General features: G+C 66.7%; 15 protein-coding genes. 9 read left to right on the top strand and 6 right to left on the bottom strand.

Annotated features, from left to right (window positions below):
• Nucleotides 1-602: hypothetical protein (locus tag ABDV69_RS11680; protein ID WP_343574418.1), on the bottom strand; the 602-nt coding region annotated here is incomplete at its 3' end.
• A gap of 94 nt (nt 603-696) precedes the next feature.
• Between ABDV69_RS11680 and ABDV69_RS11685 the strand changes: the two genes are divergently transcribed.
• On the top strand, nt 697-1590 hold the full coding sequence (locus ABDV69_RS11685; protein ID WP_343574419.1) for a phosphoribosylaminoimidazolesuccinocarboxamide synthase: 894 nt from the start codon (nt 697-699) through the stop codon (nt 1588-1590).
• Entirely contained in the window at nt 1587-3716 is a 2130-nt protein-coding gene (locus ABDV69_RS11690; RefSeq protein ID WP_343574421.1) for a S9 family peptidase, read from the top strand. The genes ABDV69_RS11685 and ABDV69_RS11690 overlap by 4 nt, the downstream gene beginning before the upstream one ends.
• Here the strand turns inward: ABDV69_RS11690 and ABDV69_RS11695 are convergent.
• Nucleotides 3713-5287, bottom strand: coding sequence for a DHA2 family efflux MFS transporter permease subunit (locus tag ABDV69_RS11695; RefSeq protein ID WP_343574424.1), 1575 nt, complete (start codon nt 5285-5287; stop codon nt 3713-3715). The genes ABDV69_RS11690 and ABDV69_RS11695 overlap by 4 nt on opposite strands.
• Before the next feature lie 76 nt (nt 5288-5363).
• Here ABDV69_RS11695 and ABDV69_RS11700 point away from each other — a divergent pair, with 76 nt between their 5' ends.
• From ABDV69_RS11700 to ABDV69_RS11710, 3 genes are read left to right on the top strand one after another with little or no spacing between them, the layout of a single operon-like run.
• A complete protein-coding gene (locus ABDV69_RS11700) occupies nt 5364-5744 on the top strand; it encodes a hypothetical protein (protein WP_343574427.1) in 381 nt (126 codons plus the stop codon).
• 18 nt (nt 5745-5762) lie between these two features.
• On the top strand, nt 5763-6467 hold the full coding sequence (locus ABDV69_RS11705; protein ID WP_343574430.1) for a DUF2334 domain-containing protein: 705 nt from the start codon (nt 5763-5765) through the stop codon (nt 6465-6467).
• Nucleotides 6468-6494: 27 nt separating this feature from the next.
• A complete protein-coding gene (locus ABDV69_RS11710) occupies nt 6495-8147 on the top strand; it encodes an FAD-binding dehydrogenase (protein WP_343574432.1) in 1653 nt (550 codons plus the stop codon).
• Between the two features lie 72 nt (nt 8148-8219).
• On the opposite strand, the gene ABDV69_RS11715 is transcribed toward ABDV69_RS11710, so the two are convergent.
• Complete coding sequence (locus ABDV69_RS11715; protein ID WP_343574434.1) at nt 8220-8858, bottom strand: MBL fold metallo-hydrolase; 639 nt, start codon at nt 8856-8858, stop codon at nt 8220-8222.
• A 32-nt stretch (nt 8859-8890) separates the two neighbouring features.
• On the opposite strand from ABDV69_RS11715, the gene ABDV69_RS11720 reads away from it, so the two are divergent.
• From ABDV69_RS11720 to purQ, 3 genes are all read left to right on the top strand, one after another.
• Nucleotides 8891-9559, top strand: a complete 669-nt coding sequence (locus tag ABDV69_RS11720) for an ATPase (RefSeq protein WP_343574435.1) — start codon at nt 8891-8893, stop codon at nt 9557-9559.
• Between the two features lie 66 nt (nt 9560-9625).
• A complete protein-coding gene (purS, locus tag ABDV69_RS11725; RefSeq protein ID WP_343574437.1) occupies nt 9626-9865 on the top strand; it encodes a phosphoribosylformylglycinamidine synthase subunit PurS in 240 nt (79 codons plus the stop codon).
• On the top strand, nt 9862-10536 hold the full coding sequence (gene purQ, locus ABDV69_RS11730; RefSeq protein WP_343574439.1) for a phosphoribosylformylglycinamidine synthase subunit PurQ: 675 nt from the start codon (nt 9862-9864) through the stop codon (nt 10534-10536). Before purS ends, purQ begins: the two co-directional genes overlap by 4 nt.
• Before the next feature lie 152 nt (nt 10537-10688).
• Here the strand turns inward: purQ and ABDV69_RS11735 are convergent, their stop codons facing one another.
• The 3 genes from ABDV69_RS11735 to ABDV69_RS11745 are packed head-to-tail and all read right to left on the bottom strand — an operon-like array spanning nt 10689 to nt 13258.
• Nucleotides 10689-11372, bottom strand: coding sequence for a haloacid dehalogenase type II (locus tag ABDV69_RS11735; protein WP_343574441.1), 684 nt, complete (start codon nt 11370-11372; stop codon nt 10689-10691).
• Between the two features lie 27 nt (nt 11373-11399).
• Entirely contained in the window at nt 11400-12197 is a 798-nt protein-coding gene (locus ABDV69_RS11740; protein WP_343574443.1) for a family 1 encapsulin nanocompartment shell protein, read from the bottom strand.
• Nucleotides 12194-13258 carry a Dyp-type peroxidase gene (locus ABDV69_RS11745; protein ID WP_343574444.1) on the bottom strand — a complete coding sequence of 355 codons (1065 nt, stop codon included), beginning with the start codon at nt 13256-13258 and terminating at the stop codon, nt 12194-12196. Before ABDV69_RS11745 ends, ABDV69_RS11740 begins: the two co-directional genes overlap by 4 nt.
• On the opposite strand from ABDV69_RS11745, the gene ABDV69_RS11750 reads away from it, so the two are divergent.
• Nucleotides 13257-14516 carry a M18 family aminopeptidase gene (locus ABDV69_RS11750; protein ID WP_343574446.1) on the top strand — a complete coding sequence of 420 codons (1260 nt, stop codon included), beginning with the start codon at nt 13257-13259 and terminating at the stop codon, nt 14514-14516. The two genes, ABDV69_RS11745 and ABDV69_RS11750, sit on opposite strands and share 2 nt — an antisense overlap.
• The last annotated feature ends 37 nt before the right edge of the window (nt 14517-14553 follow it).

Raw genomic sequence — 14553 nt, forward strand, 5'->3', positions numbered from 1 at the left:
ATTCCCGCCGAACGCAATTCGATGGCGGCCAGGCCGTGGATGGCGTGCGGGTCACCGGCACGCCACGCCCCGACCGGATCGGGCGTGACGGCGGTCAGGCGGGCCAGCGGCCGGTTGGCCAACGCGCGCAACGCCAGCAGCTGCGCGCCGGCCGGGGTGGCGGCCAGCGCACCCACCGTCAACTTGTGCCGGACGAACCGGATACGTAACACCAGCCACGGCACGACTACCCCGAGCGTGGGAGGTGCTGCCACCGCCATCGCCAGCACAAGGGCCAGCCAGCGTGCGGTGGTGTCCAGGTTGTGGCCGGCGCCGGCGATGTCGAGCGCTGCCTTGGCGGCCGCGGTGAGTGGACCGCTGACCGCGCCGCCGACCAGCGGAATGCCGTCGGCACTGTGGCCGGCCGACTGCAGGCTGGCGGCGACACCATCGGCGCCGCCCTGAACCTGCCGACCGACGTCGGCGATCGTCGAGACCGCGCCGTGCACAGCCAGTCCGACGAGCATCCAGGCGAACGACCAGATAACGACGACGATGTCGCCGAACAACTGGGCCAGCAACCGGCCCGGTGTGTTGGCGTAGGGGACAAACCGCGATTTCATGCTGCCAAGTATTTCCAGCGTCGACTTGTTGAGCCAGTCGCCGTGATCTGGCCCGACAACTCGACGCTCGGCGAACGGCGTCTACGCTGTCCCGATGCGTCCCGCTCTGTCCGACTATCAGTACGTGGCCAGCGGCAAGGTCCGTGAGCTGTACCGCATCGACGACGATCACTTGTTGTTCGTCGCGACGGACCGGATCTCGGCGTTCGACTATGTGCTCGACAGCCTGATCCCCGACAAGGGCCGCATCCTGACCGCGATGAGCGTGTTCTTCTTCGGGCTGGTCGAGGCGCCCAATCACCTGGCCGGTCCACCGGACGACCCGCGCATTCCCGACGAGGTGCTGGGCCGCGCGCTGGTGGTGCGGCAGCTCGAGATGCTGCCCGTCGAGTGTGTCGCCCGCGGATACCTGACCGGCTCCGGACTGCTGGACTACCAGGCGACCGGCAAGGTATGCGGCCTCACCCTGCCGCCGGGGCTGGTCGAGGCCAGCAGGTTCGCCACGCCGTTGTTCTCGCCGGCCACCAAAGCCGAACTGGGGGATCACGATGAGAACATCGCGTTCGCCCAGGTGATCGAGATGGTCGGCGGCGTCCGCGCCAACCAATTGCGCGATCGCACGCTGCAGACGTACGCGCAGGCCGCCGATCACGCGCTGGCCAAAGGAATTATCATCGCCGACACCAAGTTCGAGTTCGGAGTCGACGCCAACGGCGACTTGATACTGGCCGACGAAGTCTTCACCCCGGATTCGTCGCGGTACTGGCCCGCTGCCGAGTACCGGGTCGGCGAGGTGCAGGACAGCTTTGACAAGCAATTCGTGCGAAACTGGTTGCTCAGTTCGGAGTCGGGTTGGGATCGCGGGGGATCGCAGCCGCCGCCACCGCTGCCGGACAACATCGTCGATGCCACGCGTGCCCGTTACGTCGAGGCCTACGAACGTATTTCAGGGCTAGGCTTCGACGACTGGATAGGTCCGGCCGAATGAGCTCACGCATCGAACCGCCGGTCGCCAAACGGGTCGACTCGCGGCGGGAATTCCACGGTGACGTGTTTGTCGATCCCTACGAATGGCTGCGGGACAAGTCCAGCCCCGAGGTGATCAGCTACCTGGAAGCGGAAAACGAGTACGCCGATCAGGCGACCGCACCGCTGGAGCCGCTGCGGCAGAAGATTTTCGACGAGATCAAAGCACGCACCAAAGAGACCGACCTGTCGGTGCCGGTCCGTCGCGGCGACTGGTGGTATTACGCCCGCAGCTTCGAAGGAAAGCAGTACGGAGTGCAATGCCGTTGTGCGGTAACCGATCCAAGCGACTGGAATCCGCCTGTCCTCGACGAGCACACCGAAATTCCGGGCGAGCAGGTGCTGCTGGACGAGAACGTCGAAGCCGAGGGGCACGACTTTTTCTCACTCGGCGCGGCCAGTGTCAGCCCCGACGGGAATGTGCTCGCCTACTCCGTCGACGTGGTCGGCGACGAGCGATACACGTTGCGGTTCAAAAACCTTCGCACTGGCGAGCAATATCCCGACGAGATCGTCGGCATCGGCGCGGGAGCGACCTGGGGAACCGACAACCGCACCGTCTACTACGTCACCGTCGACTCGGCCTGGCGCCCTGACACGGTCTGGCGGCACCGGTTGGCGTCGGGTCTGCCGGCCGAGAAGGTCTACCACGAGCCCGACCAGAAATACTGGCTCGCCGTGGGACGGACCCGCAGTGACAAGTACGTGCTGATCGCCGCGGGGTCGGCGATCACCTCGGAGATCCGCTACGCCGACGCCGCCGACCCGCACGCCGAATTCGTCACCGTGCTGCCGCGCCGCGACGGCGTCGAGTATTCGGTCGAGCACGCGATCATCGCCGGACAGGACCGATTCCTGATCCTGCACAACGAGAACGCGGTGAACTTCACGCTGGCCGAGGCGCCGGTCGACGACCCCACCGCCCAGCGCACCCTGGTCGAGCACCGCGACGACGTGCGACTCGACGGCGTCGACGCGTTCGCCGGCCACCTGGTGGTCAGCTACCGCGGCGAGGCACTGCCACGAATTCAGTTGTGGCCCATCGACGCCGACGGCTACGGCCAACCCGAAGAGATCTCGTTCGACTCCGAATTGATGTCGGCCGGATTGGGCGCCAACCCGAACTGGGACTCGCCGAGGCTGCGGATCGGTGCGGGCTCGTTCGTCACCCCGGTGCGGATCTACGACCTCGACCTGGTCACCGGCGAACGCACGCTGCTGCGTGAACAACCGGTGCTCGGTGACTACCGCCGCGAGGACTACGTCGAACGTCGCGACTGGGCGGTGGCCGCCGACGGAACCCAGATCCCGATCTCGATCGTGCACCGCGCCGGCATCGAGTTTCCCGCTCCGGCACTGGTATACGGCTACGGCGCGTACGAGATCTGCGAGGATCCCCGGTTCTCCATCGCGCGGCTGTCGCTGCTCGACCGCGGCATGGTCTTCGCCGTCGCGCACGTCCGCGGTGGCGGCGAAATGGGCCGGCTCTGGTACGAGCATGGCAAGCTGCTCGAAAAGAAGAACACCTTCACCGATTTCATCGCCGTCGGGCAGCACTTGGTGGACAGCGGTCAGACCCGCCCACAGCAGTTGGTGGCACTGGGCGGAAGCGCCGGAGGCTTGCTGATGGGTGCCGTCGCCAACATGGCGCCCGGCCTGTTCGCCGGCATTCTGGCGCAGGTGCCGTTCGTCGACCCGTTGACCACGATCCTGGACCCGTCGCTGCCGCTGACCGTCACCGAGTGGGACGAATGGGGAAACCCGTTGAGCAACAGCGACGTCTATCACTACATGAAATCGTATTCACCGTACGAAAACGTTGCCGCCCAGGATTATCCGGCCATCCTGGCCATGACGTCGCTGCACGACACCCGGGTCTTTTACGTCGAGCCCGCCAAATGGGTTGCCGCGCTGCGGCACACCAATACCAATGGCAGCCCGGTGCTGTTGAAGACCCAGATGACCGCCGGCCACGGTGGCATCAGTGGGCGCTACCAGCGCTGGAAAGAGACCGCCTACCAGTACGCCTGGCTGCTGGCTGCCGCCGATCGTGATCACTACGGCAACGGTCAGGTAGATACGCTTTAGACCGGTACCGCGCTCTGGGCACGGCCGGCCGGCGGGGGCTTGTTGGGCAGGAACGCCACCGGCAGAAGTGTCACCACGACAACCACAATCGAGACCACGAACACGAGCGTGTAGGAGTGGGTCAGGTCGTGCATCAGCCGGGTGGTGAATTCGGCGGAGACCTCCCGATGTGCCGGCACCGGTGCGCCGTGCTTGGGGAATTTCCCGCGTAGGATGCCGAGTTTCTCGGCGGCACCGATGGTTCCGCTGCGATTGAATTGACCGGTCAGGATCACCGACATCAACGCGGTGCCGACCGCGACGGCGACGTGCTGGTTGACGCTGAGCAGTGTCGAGCCGCGCGCCACCTCGTGCGGCGCCAACGTCTGTAACGCCGCCCCGGACAGCGGCGTCAGTGTGCAGCCCAGGCCGATGCCGGTTGTGACCAGTCCCACCAACAGCGTCGGCAGATAATCCGCCTCGTGCCACGCGCCATAGGCGAACACGCTCAACCCGGTGGCGATCAGAGCGACCCCGGCCAGCAGCACATGGCGGGGTCCGCGCTTGTCCATCAAGGTGCCGGCCAGCGGCATGGTCAGCATCGCGCCGAGTCCCTGCGGGATCAGCTGCACGCCGGACTGCAGCGGCGTCTCGTGCAGTAATTGCTGGAGGTAGCTGGGAATGACCAGGGCGGCGCCGAAAAACCCGACCGAGAACGAGAACATCGCGGCATTGGACAGCGTGACGGCCCGTTTCTTGAACAGCGCCAGGTCGAGGAGCGGGTGGCCGGTGCGGTGCAGCGCATGCAGAACGAACGCGACGATCAAGGCGATGCCGATCAGCCCCGGTATCCAGACATGGTTGTCGGTGAAGCTGTCGCGGCGTGGCATCGAGGAGATCCCGAACAGCAGCAACGCCAATCCCGGTGACAGCAACAACATCCCGACGAAGTCGAATGCCTCCGAAGGGCGCGGTCGATCCTTCGGGAAGATCGACGCCGCGCACACCAGCAGGATCACGCCGACCGGAAGGTTGATCCGAAAGATCCACTCCCAGCCATACGCGCTGATCAGCCAGCCGCCCAGCACCGGCCCGCACATCGGCGCGAGCAGCATCGGGACACCGAGCACCGCCATCAACCTGCCCAACCGCCGCGGACCGGCTTCGCGCGTCAGGATGATCAGGGTCAACGGCACCAGCATCCCACTGCCTAAGCCTTGGATAATGCGAAAGGCGATGAGCTGACTGATGTTTGATGCTATCGAGCACAGCAGCGACGCGCACGTGAACCACAGCGCCGCGCCGATGAACAGCCGCTTGGTGCCGAACCGGTCCGAGGCCCAACCGGCCAGCGGAATCACGGTGGCCTGCCCGAGCGTGTAGCCGGTGATCGTCCAGGCGACGATGGCCTGGGTGGACGAGAATTCCGCGATGAACGTGCGCTGCGCGACGCTGACCACCGTGCTGTCCAGAATCGCCATCACCGAGCCGAGGATGCAGACGCCGGCGATCCTCAGCAGTCCGGCGTCGAGAGAATCGGGATAGTCGACCTCCGGTGCCGTGTCCGTCGCCGGTGCCGCGCGAGAAACCATATGGGCCAGCCTAACGACAAACTAGCTAGCTGATCAATCTAAGTTGCGGTGGATGCGATCCGGGTAGCCTCCGACTATGACTGTGACCGAGATCGCTCTGACCGGCCTCGATGGCGGATCCATGTCGCTGGCCGACTACGCCGAGCGCGGGCTGACCGTTCTCGGCGTCCCGTGTAACCAGTTCATGGGCCAGGAGCCCGGCACCGCCGACGAGATCCAGACCTTCTGCTCCACCACCTACGGCGTGACGTTTCCGCTGCTGGCGAAAACCGACGTCAACGGGCCGGACCGGCATCCGCTGTACGCCGAACTCACCAAGACGCCCGACGCCGCGGGCGAAGCCGGTGATGTGCAGTGGAACTTCGAGCAGCCGTCGAGGCCGTGCTTCCGAATGAGCTGGTCGTTTCCGGGAACTGACGCCTGCTGTCCGCGTGTACGTCACTGTTTGGACACCTGACATCGTCAAACTTATGGTGTGTCTGGGAAGTTGATCGTCTCGGTCTCCGGGATTGGTGAACGCACACTCGACGACGTCGCCGAGTTCTGCGAGAAGATGGACGCCCGCGCGGTGCCGGTGTCGCTGCTGGTCGCCCCGCGGTTGAAGGGCGGTTACAAGCTGGATCAAGACCCGGTGACCGTCGAGTGGCTGACAGCCCGACGTGCCGGCGGAGACGCCATCCTGCTGAACGGATACGACGCCGCAGCCACCAGGAAGCGCCGCGGCGAATTCGCCACATTGCCCGCCCACGAGGCGAACTTGCGCCTGATGGCCGCCGACCGGGTGCTCGAACACCTCGGCCTGCGCACCCGGCTGTTCGCCGCGCCGCGTTGGACCGCATCGCCGGGAACGGTGATGGCGTTGCCGCGCAATGGTTTCCGCCTACTCGCCGATCTGCACGAGATCACCGACCTGGTCCGGCAGACGACCGTGCGGGCACGGGTGTTGGGCATCGGCGAAGGTTTCCTGTCCGAGCCGTGGTGGTGCGCGATGTTGGTGCGCTCGGCCGAACGGGTGGCGCGCCGCGACGGGGTGGTCCGGGTCGCGGTGGCGGCCGGCCACTTGCGCAAGCCCGGTCCGCGGCAGGCGATGCTGGACGCGGTGGATCTGGCCCGGCTGCACGGTTGCGAGCCCACCGTGTACCAATGGCGGCGCGATCAGGCCATTCTCGACGCGGCCTGACGCTGAAGGTCGCTACTGTGTAGCGCCATGAGCGATACCCAAGCTGATGTCATCATCGTCGGGGCGGGCCTGGCCGGCCTGGTAGCCGCCTGCGAGGTGGCCGATCGCGGTAAGCGGGTGTTGATCGTCGACCAGGAGAACAGCGCCAACCTCGGCGGGCAGGCGTTTTGGTCGTTCGGTGGCCTGTTCTTCGTCGACAGCCCCGAGCAGCGCCGACTCGGTGTGCACGACAGCCACGAACTCGCGCTGCAGGACTGGCTCGGCACCGCGGCGTTCGACCGCCAAGAGGACTACTGGCCCAGGCAGTGGGCGCATGCCTACGTCGATTTCGCGGCGGGGGAAAAGCGAAGCTGGCTGCGCGACCGGGGTTTGAAGATCTTCCCGTTGGTGGGCTGGGCCGAGCGTGGCGGTTATGGCGCTCAGGGACACGGCAATTCGGTTCCTCGGTTCCACATCACCTGGGGCACCGGGCCGGCCATCGTCGAGATCTTCGCGCGCCGCCTCATCGACCATCCCAAGGTGCAGTTCGCCTACCGGCATCAGGTCGACGAGTTGGTCGTCGAGGGTGGCGCGGTGACCGGGGTTCGCGGCAGCATGCTGGAGCCGTCGTCCGAGCCGCGCGGTGTCTCGTCGTCGCGAAAAGTGATCGGCGAATTCGAGTTTCGTGCCCACGCGGTGATCGTCACCAGCGGCGGTATCGGCGGCAACCACGACATGGTGCGGGCGAACTGGCCGACCCGGATGGGCCGGGTTCCGGAAAAGATGCTCGCCGGGGTGCCCGCCCACGTCGACGGCCGGATGATCGCGATCACTGAGAAGACCGGTGCCCGGGTGATCAACCGGGATCGGATGTGGCACTACACCGAGGGCATCACCAACTACGACCCGGTCTGGCCGATGCACGGCATCCGGATCATCCCGGGCCCGTCGTCGCTGTGGCTGGACGCGACCGGCAAGAGATTGCCGGTGCCGCTGTATCCCGGCTTCGACACCCTGGGCACCTTGGAGTACATCGCCAAGTCGGGTCACGACTACACCTGGTTCGTGTTGAACGCCAGGATCATCGGCAAGGAGTTCGGCTTGTCGGGTCAGGAGCAGAACCCCGACCTGACCAGTCGCAGCGTGCGCCAACTGCTGGCGTCGCGGGCCGGATCCGGCGCGCCGGGCCCGGTGCAGGCCTTCGTCGAGAAGGGCGTCGACTTCGTCACCGCACAGTCATTGCGCGAGTTGGTCTCGGCGATGAACACGCTGCCCGATGTGACACCGCTGGACTATGGCACGGTCGCCGACGAAGTCACCGCGCGCGACCGCGAAGTGGTGAACAAATTCACCAAGGACGGCCAGGTCACCGCGATTCGTGCCGCCCGTGCATTCCTGGGCGACAGGCTGGGCCGGGTGGTTGCCCCCCATCCGCTGCTGGATCCCAAGGCCGGACCGCTGGTCGCGGTCAAGCTGCACATCCTGACCCGAAAGACGTTGGGCGGCTTGGAAACCGACCTGGACTCGCGAGTCCTCGGCGCCGACGGCAGCCCGCTGGACGGGTTGTACGCGGCCGGTGAGGTGGCCGGTTTCGGTGGCGGCGGGGTACACGGCTACCGGGCGCTGGAGGGCACATTCCTGGGCGGCTGCATTTTCTCCGGTCGCGCCGCTGGCCGCGGTGCGGCGGCCGACATCGGCTGACTCTTGTGCGCGAGCAGACATGTAATCGCATCGCAGCGGGGCCAGGCGTGCGATTTTGTGTCTGCTCGCCGTCTAGAAGGTGACCCCGCTTTCCTCGGGCAGCACCTGGAAGTCGGTGCTGGTCATCTCGGTGAGCCGGCCGTAGTAGATGCCGCGCGCCTCCGGGGCGACGACGGCCTGGTGGATCGGCACGGCGCGGGCCGGCGCCACCGCCCGCAGGTAGTCGACCGCCTCGGAGATCTTCATCCAGGGCGCCGCGGCCGGGGTGGCCAACACGTCCACCGGCTCGTCCGGGACGAACAGCGCATCGCCGGGATGCATGAAACGCGCCGGATGCTCACCATCGCCGATGACATACGAAATGTTGTCGATCACAGGCAGTTCCGGGTGGATGACGGCATGCTTGCCGCCCAGTGCGCGGATGGTCAGTTGACCGACCGACAGCTCGTCGCCGACGTGCACGGCCTGGCACGGCGCGGACAGCTGCTCGGTGGTCTGCGGGTCGGCGTACAGCGCCGCGCCGGGATTGGCGTCGAGCAGGGCGGGCAGCCGCTCCTGATCCACGTGGTCGGGGTGCTGATGAGTGATCACGATCGCGGACAGGCCGGTGATGCCTTCGAAGCCGTGCGAGAAGTTACCCGGATCGAACAACACCGTGGTGTGGCCGAAATCGACGAGAACGCAGGAATGACCGAAATGCGTGAGTTGCATGTCTACGATTGTGCGCTCATGGGAGCAGCGGAATGCGCCTAGTGGTGGCGGCGATGCTGATCGCGGGCGGCCTGCTGGTCACGAGTTCTCCGGCCGTGGGCCGTGCCGACCCGGAAACGTGCCCGCCGGTGTGCGACCAGATTCCCGACACGGCGTGGATCGCGGGAGAGGCGATACCGCTGAACTCGACCTATCGGTGGCCGCCGCTCGCCGGTGCAGCCCTGTCGATGACGGGGGCCGCGACCCCGCGATTCCGGTTCGAAGAGGTGTGCGCGACGCCGGTGTTGCCGCAGGACACCCGCAACGCCGCGGTCGCCAGCCGGTCGACGGTGGACCAGCCGCCGGGGCAGTGGCAGCTGCGGGCCGAGGTGTTGCACTGGCGGGGCGACACCGCACGCGGCGGACAGAGCGCCACGTCGGTGTTCGACAGCGCCGCGGCAGCGTTGCGCGGCTGCCAACTGGGCGCGGCCGATGAGTCGCCGTCGGTCACCGTCGACGAGCCGAACCGGCTGTCCGCGGTGGTCAGCGGGCCGACGATACTGCACACCTACCTGATCGCGCACCCGGAAAACAGCACGATCAGCGAGCTGACGCTGTGGGCGACGGACCCGGTCGGGCTGCCCTGGCCGATCATCTCGGATGCCCAGGTGCTGGACGCCATGTCGTCATCGATGTGTGCGGCCTACCTGGGCTCGTGCTAGCACGGCGGTCAGGGTGCGGACCGGTAGAGTTGGCGCCGAGCAGCCGGAACGGTAGGAGGAGTGCGGGTGGCCCGGGTCGTTGTGCACGTAATGCCCAAGGGTGAGATTCTCGACCCGCAGGGCCAGGCGATCGTCGGCGCATTGGGCCGACTCGGCCATGGCGGCATCTCAGATGTTCGGCAGGGCAAGCGATTCGAGCTCGAGGTCGACGACAGCGTCGACGACTCGGCGCTCGCCGAGATCGCCGAGTCACTGTTGGCCAACACCGTGATCGAAGACTGGACCGTCAGCCGAGAGCCGCAGTGACGGCGCGGATCGGCGTCATCACCTTCCCCGGCACGCTGGATGACGTCGACGCTGCCCGGGCAGCGCGCGCCGTCGGCGCCGAATCGGTCAGCCTCTGGCACGCCGACGCCGACCTCAAAGGTGTCGACGCGGTGGTGGTGCCCGGCGGGTTCTCCTACGGCGACTATCTGCGCTGCGGCGCCATCGCGAAGTTCGCCCCGGTGATGGGTGAAGTCATCGCGGCCGCGGGTCGCGGACTGCCGGTCCTGGGCATCTGCAACGGTTTTCAGGTGCTCTGCGAGGCCGGCCTGCTGCCCGGCGCGCTGACCCGGAATGCGGGTCTGCACTTCATCTGCCGCGACGTGTGGCTGCGGGTGGAGTCCACGTCGACGGTGTGGACGTCGCGCTACCAGCCCGACGCCGATCTGCTCATCCCGCTGAAGTCCGGAGAGGGCCGCTATGTGGCCCCCGAGCACGTGCTCGACGAGTTGGAGGGCGACGGCCGGGTGGTGTTTCGGTACCACGACAACGCCAACGGCTCGCTGCGCGACATTGCCGGCATCAGCTCGGCCAACGGCCGCGTCGTCGGGTTGATGCCGCATCCGGAACACGCCACCGAGGCGCTGACCGGGCCGTCGGATGACGGGCTGGGGCTGTTTTTCTCGGCGCTGGACGCCGTCCTGACGGCCTAGCGCAGCGCGTGCTCGGTCATCAGGCCGCGCGCGCTTCATCCGCGGAAAGACCGGCAGCGCAGCGTAATTCGGTGAACGATTCACCGATCGCCTGGGTTGTTTCGCGCGGCCCGGGCGAGCTTCCAATCCAGTGCTGACTATCCGGTAGACGGCTACGGCGCGGAGTTTGTCAGGTTGGCGGCCAACTCCCGCAGATCCGTCGCGACAACCGCCGGCTGCGGCAGGCCGGGGATGGGCAGCGTCGCCTTACCGGGGCGGGTGATCAGTGCGCCGCTGAATCCGACGGACTGCGCGCCGATAACGTCCCACGGGTGTGCGGCGACCATCATGCAGTCCGTCGGGGCAACTGCGAGTTGCTCACACACGTACAGGTATGGCGCCGGCGCGGGCTTGAAGGCCCGGCAGGCGTCGACGCTGAACTGACGCTCGAACAAATGCCCCAGACCAGCATGCTCGATCGGGCTCGGTCCGAACGGGTTGGGCGGCGAGTTGGTCAGCGTCACGAGCCGAAAACCGTTGTCGCGCAGAGCTGTCAAACCGTCTGCGACGTCAGGATGAGCCGGCATGGTGAGCATCGCGTGTTTGAGCGCGTCCTGGTCGTCATCGCTGATATCCACGCCGCGGGTGGTCGCGAGCATCCGCAGAACTCCCTGGCCGAGCGTGAAGAAGTCGACGTAGTGTCCCGACGAGGTGACGGTCATCGAATAGGTCAGCAGCTGGGCGAACCACTCCCGCATCGCCCGCGGCTCGCCGAAAATGCGCTCGAAAACCGGCGCGATGGATTCGGTGTCGATCAGCGTCTCGTTGACATCGAACACCAGAATCGACGGGGTCATCGTGTCATCATCCGTAGCCACCTGTTCCTACGCGCTCAGCGCGACCGAGGCCTCGGCGGTGTGGCACAGGAACGTGCACGTCTCCTGCATGTACAGCTGCACGGTTTCGGCGTCGTGCGACAGGTAGCCGATCGACACATCGGTGCCCAGCTGCAGGTCGAAATCACCGCCGCGAGAGGTCAATACGAACGCGCCGTCGATCGCGGGCGCCCAGATGATGTCCCCGTTGACCAGCCGGTTGATGTGTTCGAGGATCGGATAGCCGTGCTCGGTGGTCTCGCTGACCTTGGTGTAGACATCGGCGGACAGCAGAACCGAGTACGGGCCGTCGACGCCGGCCAGGCGCAGTTCGGACAATGCCTGGGCGATGATGTCGGGAATTGCGCGCGGGTCCTCGGGCACCTTCAGCGGTGGGTTGCCGCTGGAGCTTCGAATGCCCTCGATCGATGCGGCGGGGTAACCCTCGAAGATTGCCCGGTCTTCGGCGAACGCCAGTTTCTTGGCAGCGTCCTTCACCGGATCCCAGTCGGAGTCCTGCGAGCCGCGCTCGACGTCGTCGATCTCCGAACGCGACAACGCGAACGGAACCCGAAGGCGGACAAGCGGTTTGCTGGCCCGAAGGTGAGTAACCACACCGTCGGAGGGGGCTTCGACGTCGATCAGGCGACCGGTGCTCACCGCGGCGGCGGTCGGCCCGGCCGGATCGCTGACGTCGATTACCCGACGGCCGGCGATGTGGCGCTTGAATGTCCGCCTCGCCTCCACTTCGATGTCGTCCCACGCTTCCTCGGTGATCGGAGCGAGATCGCGGTACAGGTTGTTCATTGCGGGTTTCCTTTCACACTGCCGATGGCCAACGAGCCGTCCGCGGATGTCGTGCGTACCGCCGCAGTCGGTGCCGGTGAGATCGGCAACGGCGGCGGGTCGTCGAGAAAGTCGACGGTGGGGGAGAAGAACAGTCCACCGGTGACCGCGGTGGAGAAGTCCAGGATCCGGTCGGTGTTGCCGGGCGGGTCACCGAGAAACATGTTGTGCAGCATCTGCTCGGTCACTCGCGGTGTGCGCGAGTAGCCGATGAAGTAGGTGCCGAACTCGACCTTGCCGAGTTCGCCGAACGGCATGTTGTGCCGCACGATCTGGAGCTGGACTCCGTCGTCGTCGGTGATGACATTGAGCGCGATGTGCGCGTTGGCCGGCTTCTCGTCGTCGTCGAACTCGAGGTCTTCCAGTTTGGTTCGGCCGATCACCTGCTCCTGCTCGGTGACCGGCAGCGAATCCCACGACTTGATGTCGTGCAGGTACTTCTGCACGTGCACGTAGCTGCCGCCGGCGAAGTCCGGGTCCTCGGCGCCGATCCCGGTCGCCGCGACCGCCGGCGCGCCCGTCGGATTCTCGGTGCCGTCGACGAAACCGAGCAGGTCGCGATTGTCGAAGAACCGGAACCCGTGCACCTCGTCGACCACGGTCACCGCGCCGGCGATCGATCGCAAGATGTTGTTGGCCAACTCGAAGCACACATCCAGCGTCTCGGCCCGAACGTGGAACAACAGGTCGCCCGGCGTGGCCGGGGCCCTATGGCGGTCGCCGTCCAGCTCAACGAACGGGTGTAGCTCGGCCGGCCGCGGGCCGGCGAACAACCGGTCCCAGGCGTGCGACCCGATCGAGGTGACCACCGACAGCTGCTTGGCGGGATCGCGGAAACCGGTGGAGCGCACCAGACCGGAAATTCCGGCCAGCGCATCGTGCACCGCCTTTTCGCCGCCTTTGTCGATAGTGACCACCACAAAGATCGCGGCCGCTGTCAACGGTGCGAGTACCGGCTGCGGATCGGGCACGTATCTGACCCTAACGTCTTCGCCGGGCCCGTGATGAAAAGATCGGTCCATGGTGGCCACCCCGCAAGGGCTTTGCGAATTCATCGACGCCTCCCCGTCGCCGTTTCACGTCTGCGCCACCGCGGCGTCGCGGCTGCGCTCGGCCGGCTACACCGAGCTCGCCGAGGCGGACAACTGGCCACCCGCCGGCACGTTCTTCATCGTCCGGGCCGGGTCGTTAGTGGCTTGGAACAGCGGCAACGACGCAGGTGCTGGGCCGTTTCGGATCATCGGCGGCCACACCGACAGTCCCAACCTGCGGGTCAAGCAGCATCCCGATCGTGAGGTTGCGGGGTGGCAGGTGGTCGCGCTGGAGCCCTACGGCGGTGCCTGGCTCAACTCGTGGCTGGATCGCGATCTGGGTATCAGCGGACGGCTGTCGGTGCGCGACGGGGCGGGCATCTCGCATCGACTGGTCCGTATCGACGACCCGATCCTGCGGGTGCCGCAACTGGCCATCCACCTGGCCGAGGACCGCAAGTCGCTCACGCTGGATCCCCAGCGGCACGTCAACGCCGTGTGGGGTGCCGGCGGAGCTCCCTCGCTCATCGACTACGTCGCCCGACGGGCCGACGTCGACCCCGCTGACGTGCTGGGTGCCGAGCTGATGACCCACGACCTGACTCCGTCGCGGTTGACCGGCGCCGACTACGAATTCGTCAGCGCGCCACGGCTGGACAACCAGGCGTCCTGCTACGCCGGTCTGGAGGCGTTCCTGGACGCCCGATCCAACCAGTACCTGCCGGTGCTGGCGTTGTTCGACCACGAAGAGGTCGGATCGACCTCGGCGCACGGCGCCGATTCGACGCTGCTGGCGGTCACGCTGGAACGCATCGAGCTGGCCGGCGGCGGTGGGCGCGCGGACTTCCTGCGCAGGCTGCCGGGATCCATGGTGGCCTCGGCGGACATGGCACACGCCACGCACCCGAATTACCCGGAGCGGCACGAGCCGGGCCATCTGATCGCGATCAACGGCGGCCCGGTGCTCAAGGTGCACCCGAATCTGCGGTATGCCACCGACGGTCGGACCGCCGCGGCGTTCGCGTTGGCCTGCCGACAGGCCGGGGTGCCGCTGCAGCGCTACCAGCACCGCGCCGACCTGCCGTGCGGCTCCACGATCGGCCCGTTGACCGCGGCCCGGACCGGGATCCCGACCGTCGACGTGGGCGCCCCCCAGCTCGCGATGCACTCCGCACGCGAACTGATGGGCGCCGGCGACGTGCCGGCTTACGCGGCGGCGCTGAAGGCGTTCCTGTCACCCGACCGCTAGTGCAAGACCAGCAGTTCCTCACCCGATCCCCGGTCGG

The organism is Mycobacterium sp. (assembly GCF_039583785.1).
Taxonomy (GTDB): Bacteria; Actinomycetota; Actinomycetes; order Mycobacteriales; family Mycobacteriaceae; genus Mycobacterium.

Bases quoted from the DNA above. Each gene is read 5' to 3' on its own strand.
- ABDV69_RS11685 (WP_343574419.1), top strand. From the start codon at position 697: ATGCGTCCCGCTCTGTCCGACTATCAGTACGTGGCCAGCGGCAAGGTC.
- ABDV69_RS11690 (WP_343574421.1), top strand. From the start codon at position 1,587: ATGAGCTCACGCATCGAACCGCCGGTCGCCAAACGGGTCGACTCGCGG.
- ABDV69_RS11695 (WP_343574424.1), bottom strand. From the start codon at position 5,287: ATGGTTTCTCGCGCGGCACCGGCGACGGACACGGCACCGGAGGTCGAC.
- ABDV69_RS11700 (WP_343574427.1), top strand. From the start codon at position 5,364: ATGACTGTGACCGAGATCGCTCTGACCGGCCTCGATGGCGGATCCATG.
- ABDV69_RS11710 (WP_343574432.1), top strand. From the start codon at position 6,495: ATGAGCGATACCCAAGCTGATGTCATCATCGTCGGGGCGGGCCTGGCC.
- ABDV69_RS11715 (WP_343574434.1), bottom strand. From the start codon at position 8,858: ATGCAACTCACGCATTTCGGTCATTCCTGCGTTCTCGTCGATTTCGGC.
- ABDV69_RS11720 (WP_343574435.1), top strand. From the start codon at position 8,891: ATGCGCCTAGTGGTGGCGGCGATGCTGATCGCGGGCGGCCTGCTGGTC.
- ABDV69_RS11735 (WP_343574441.1), bottom strand. From the start codon at position 11,372: ATGACCCCGTCGATTCTGGTGTTCGATGTCAACGAGACGCTGATCGAC.
- ABDV69_RS11740 (WP_343574443.1), bottom strand. From the start codon at position 12,197: ATGAACAACCTGTACCGCGATCTCGCTCCGATCACCGAGGAAGCGTGG.
- ABDV69_RS11750 (WP_343574446.1), top strand. From the start codon at position 13,257: ATGGTGGCCACCCCGCAAGGGCTTTGCGAATTCATCGACGCCTCCCCG.
- ABDV69_RS11745 (WP_343574444.1), bottom strand. From the start codon at position 13,258: ATGGACCGATCTTTTCATCACGGGCCCGGCGAAGACGTTAGGGTCAGA.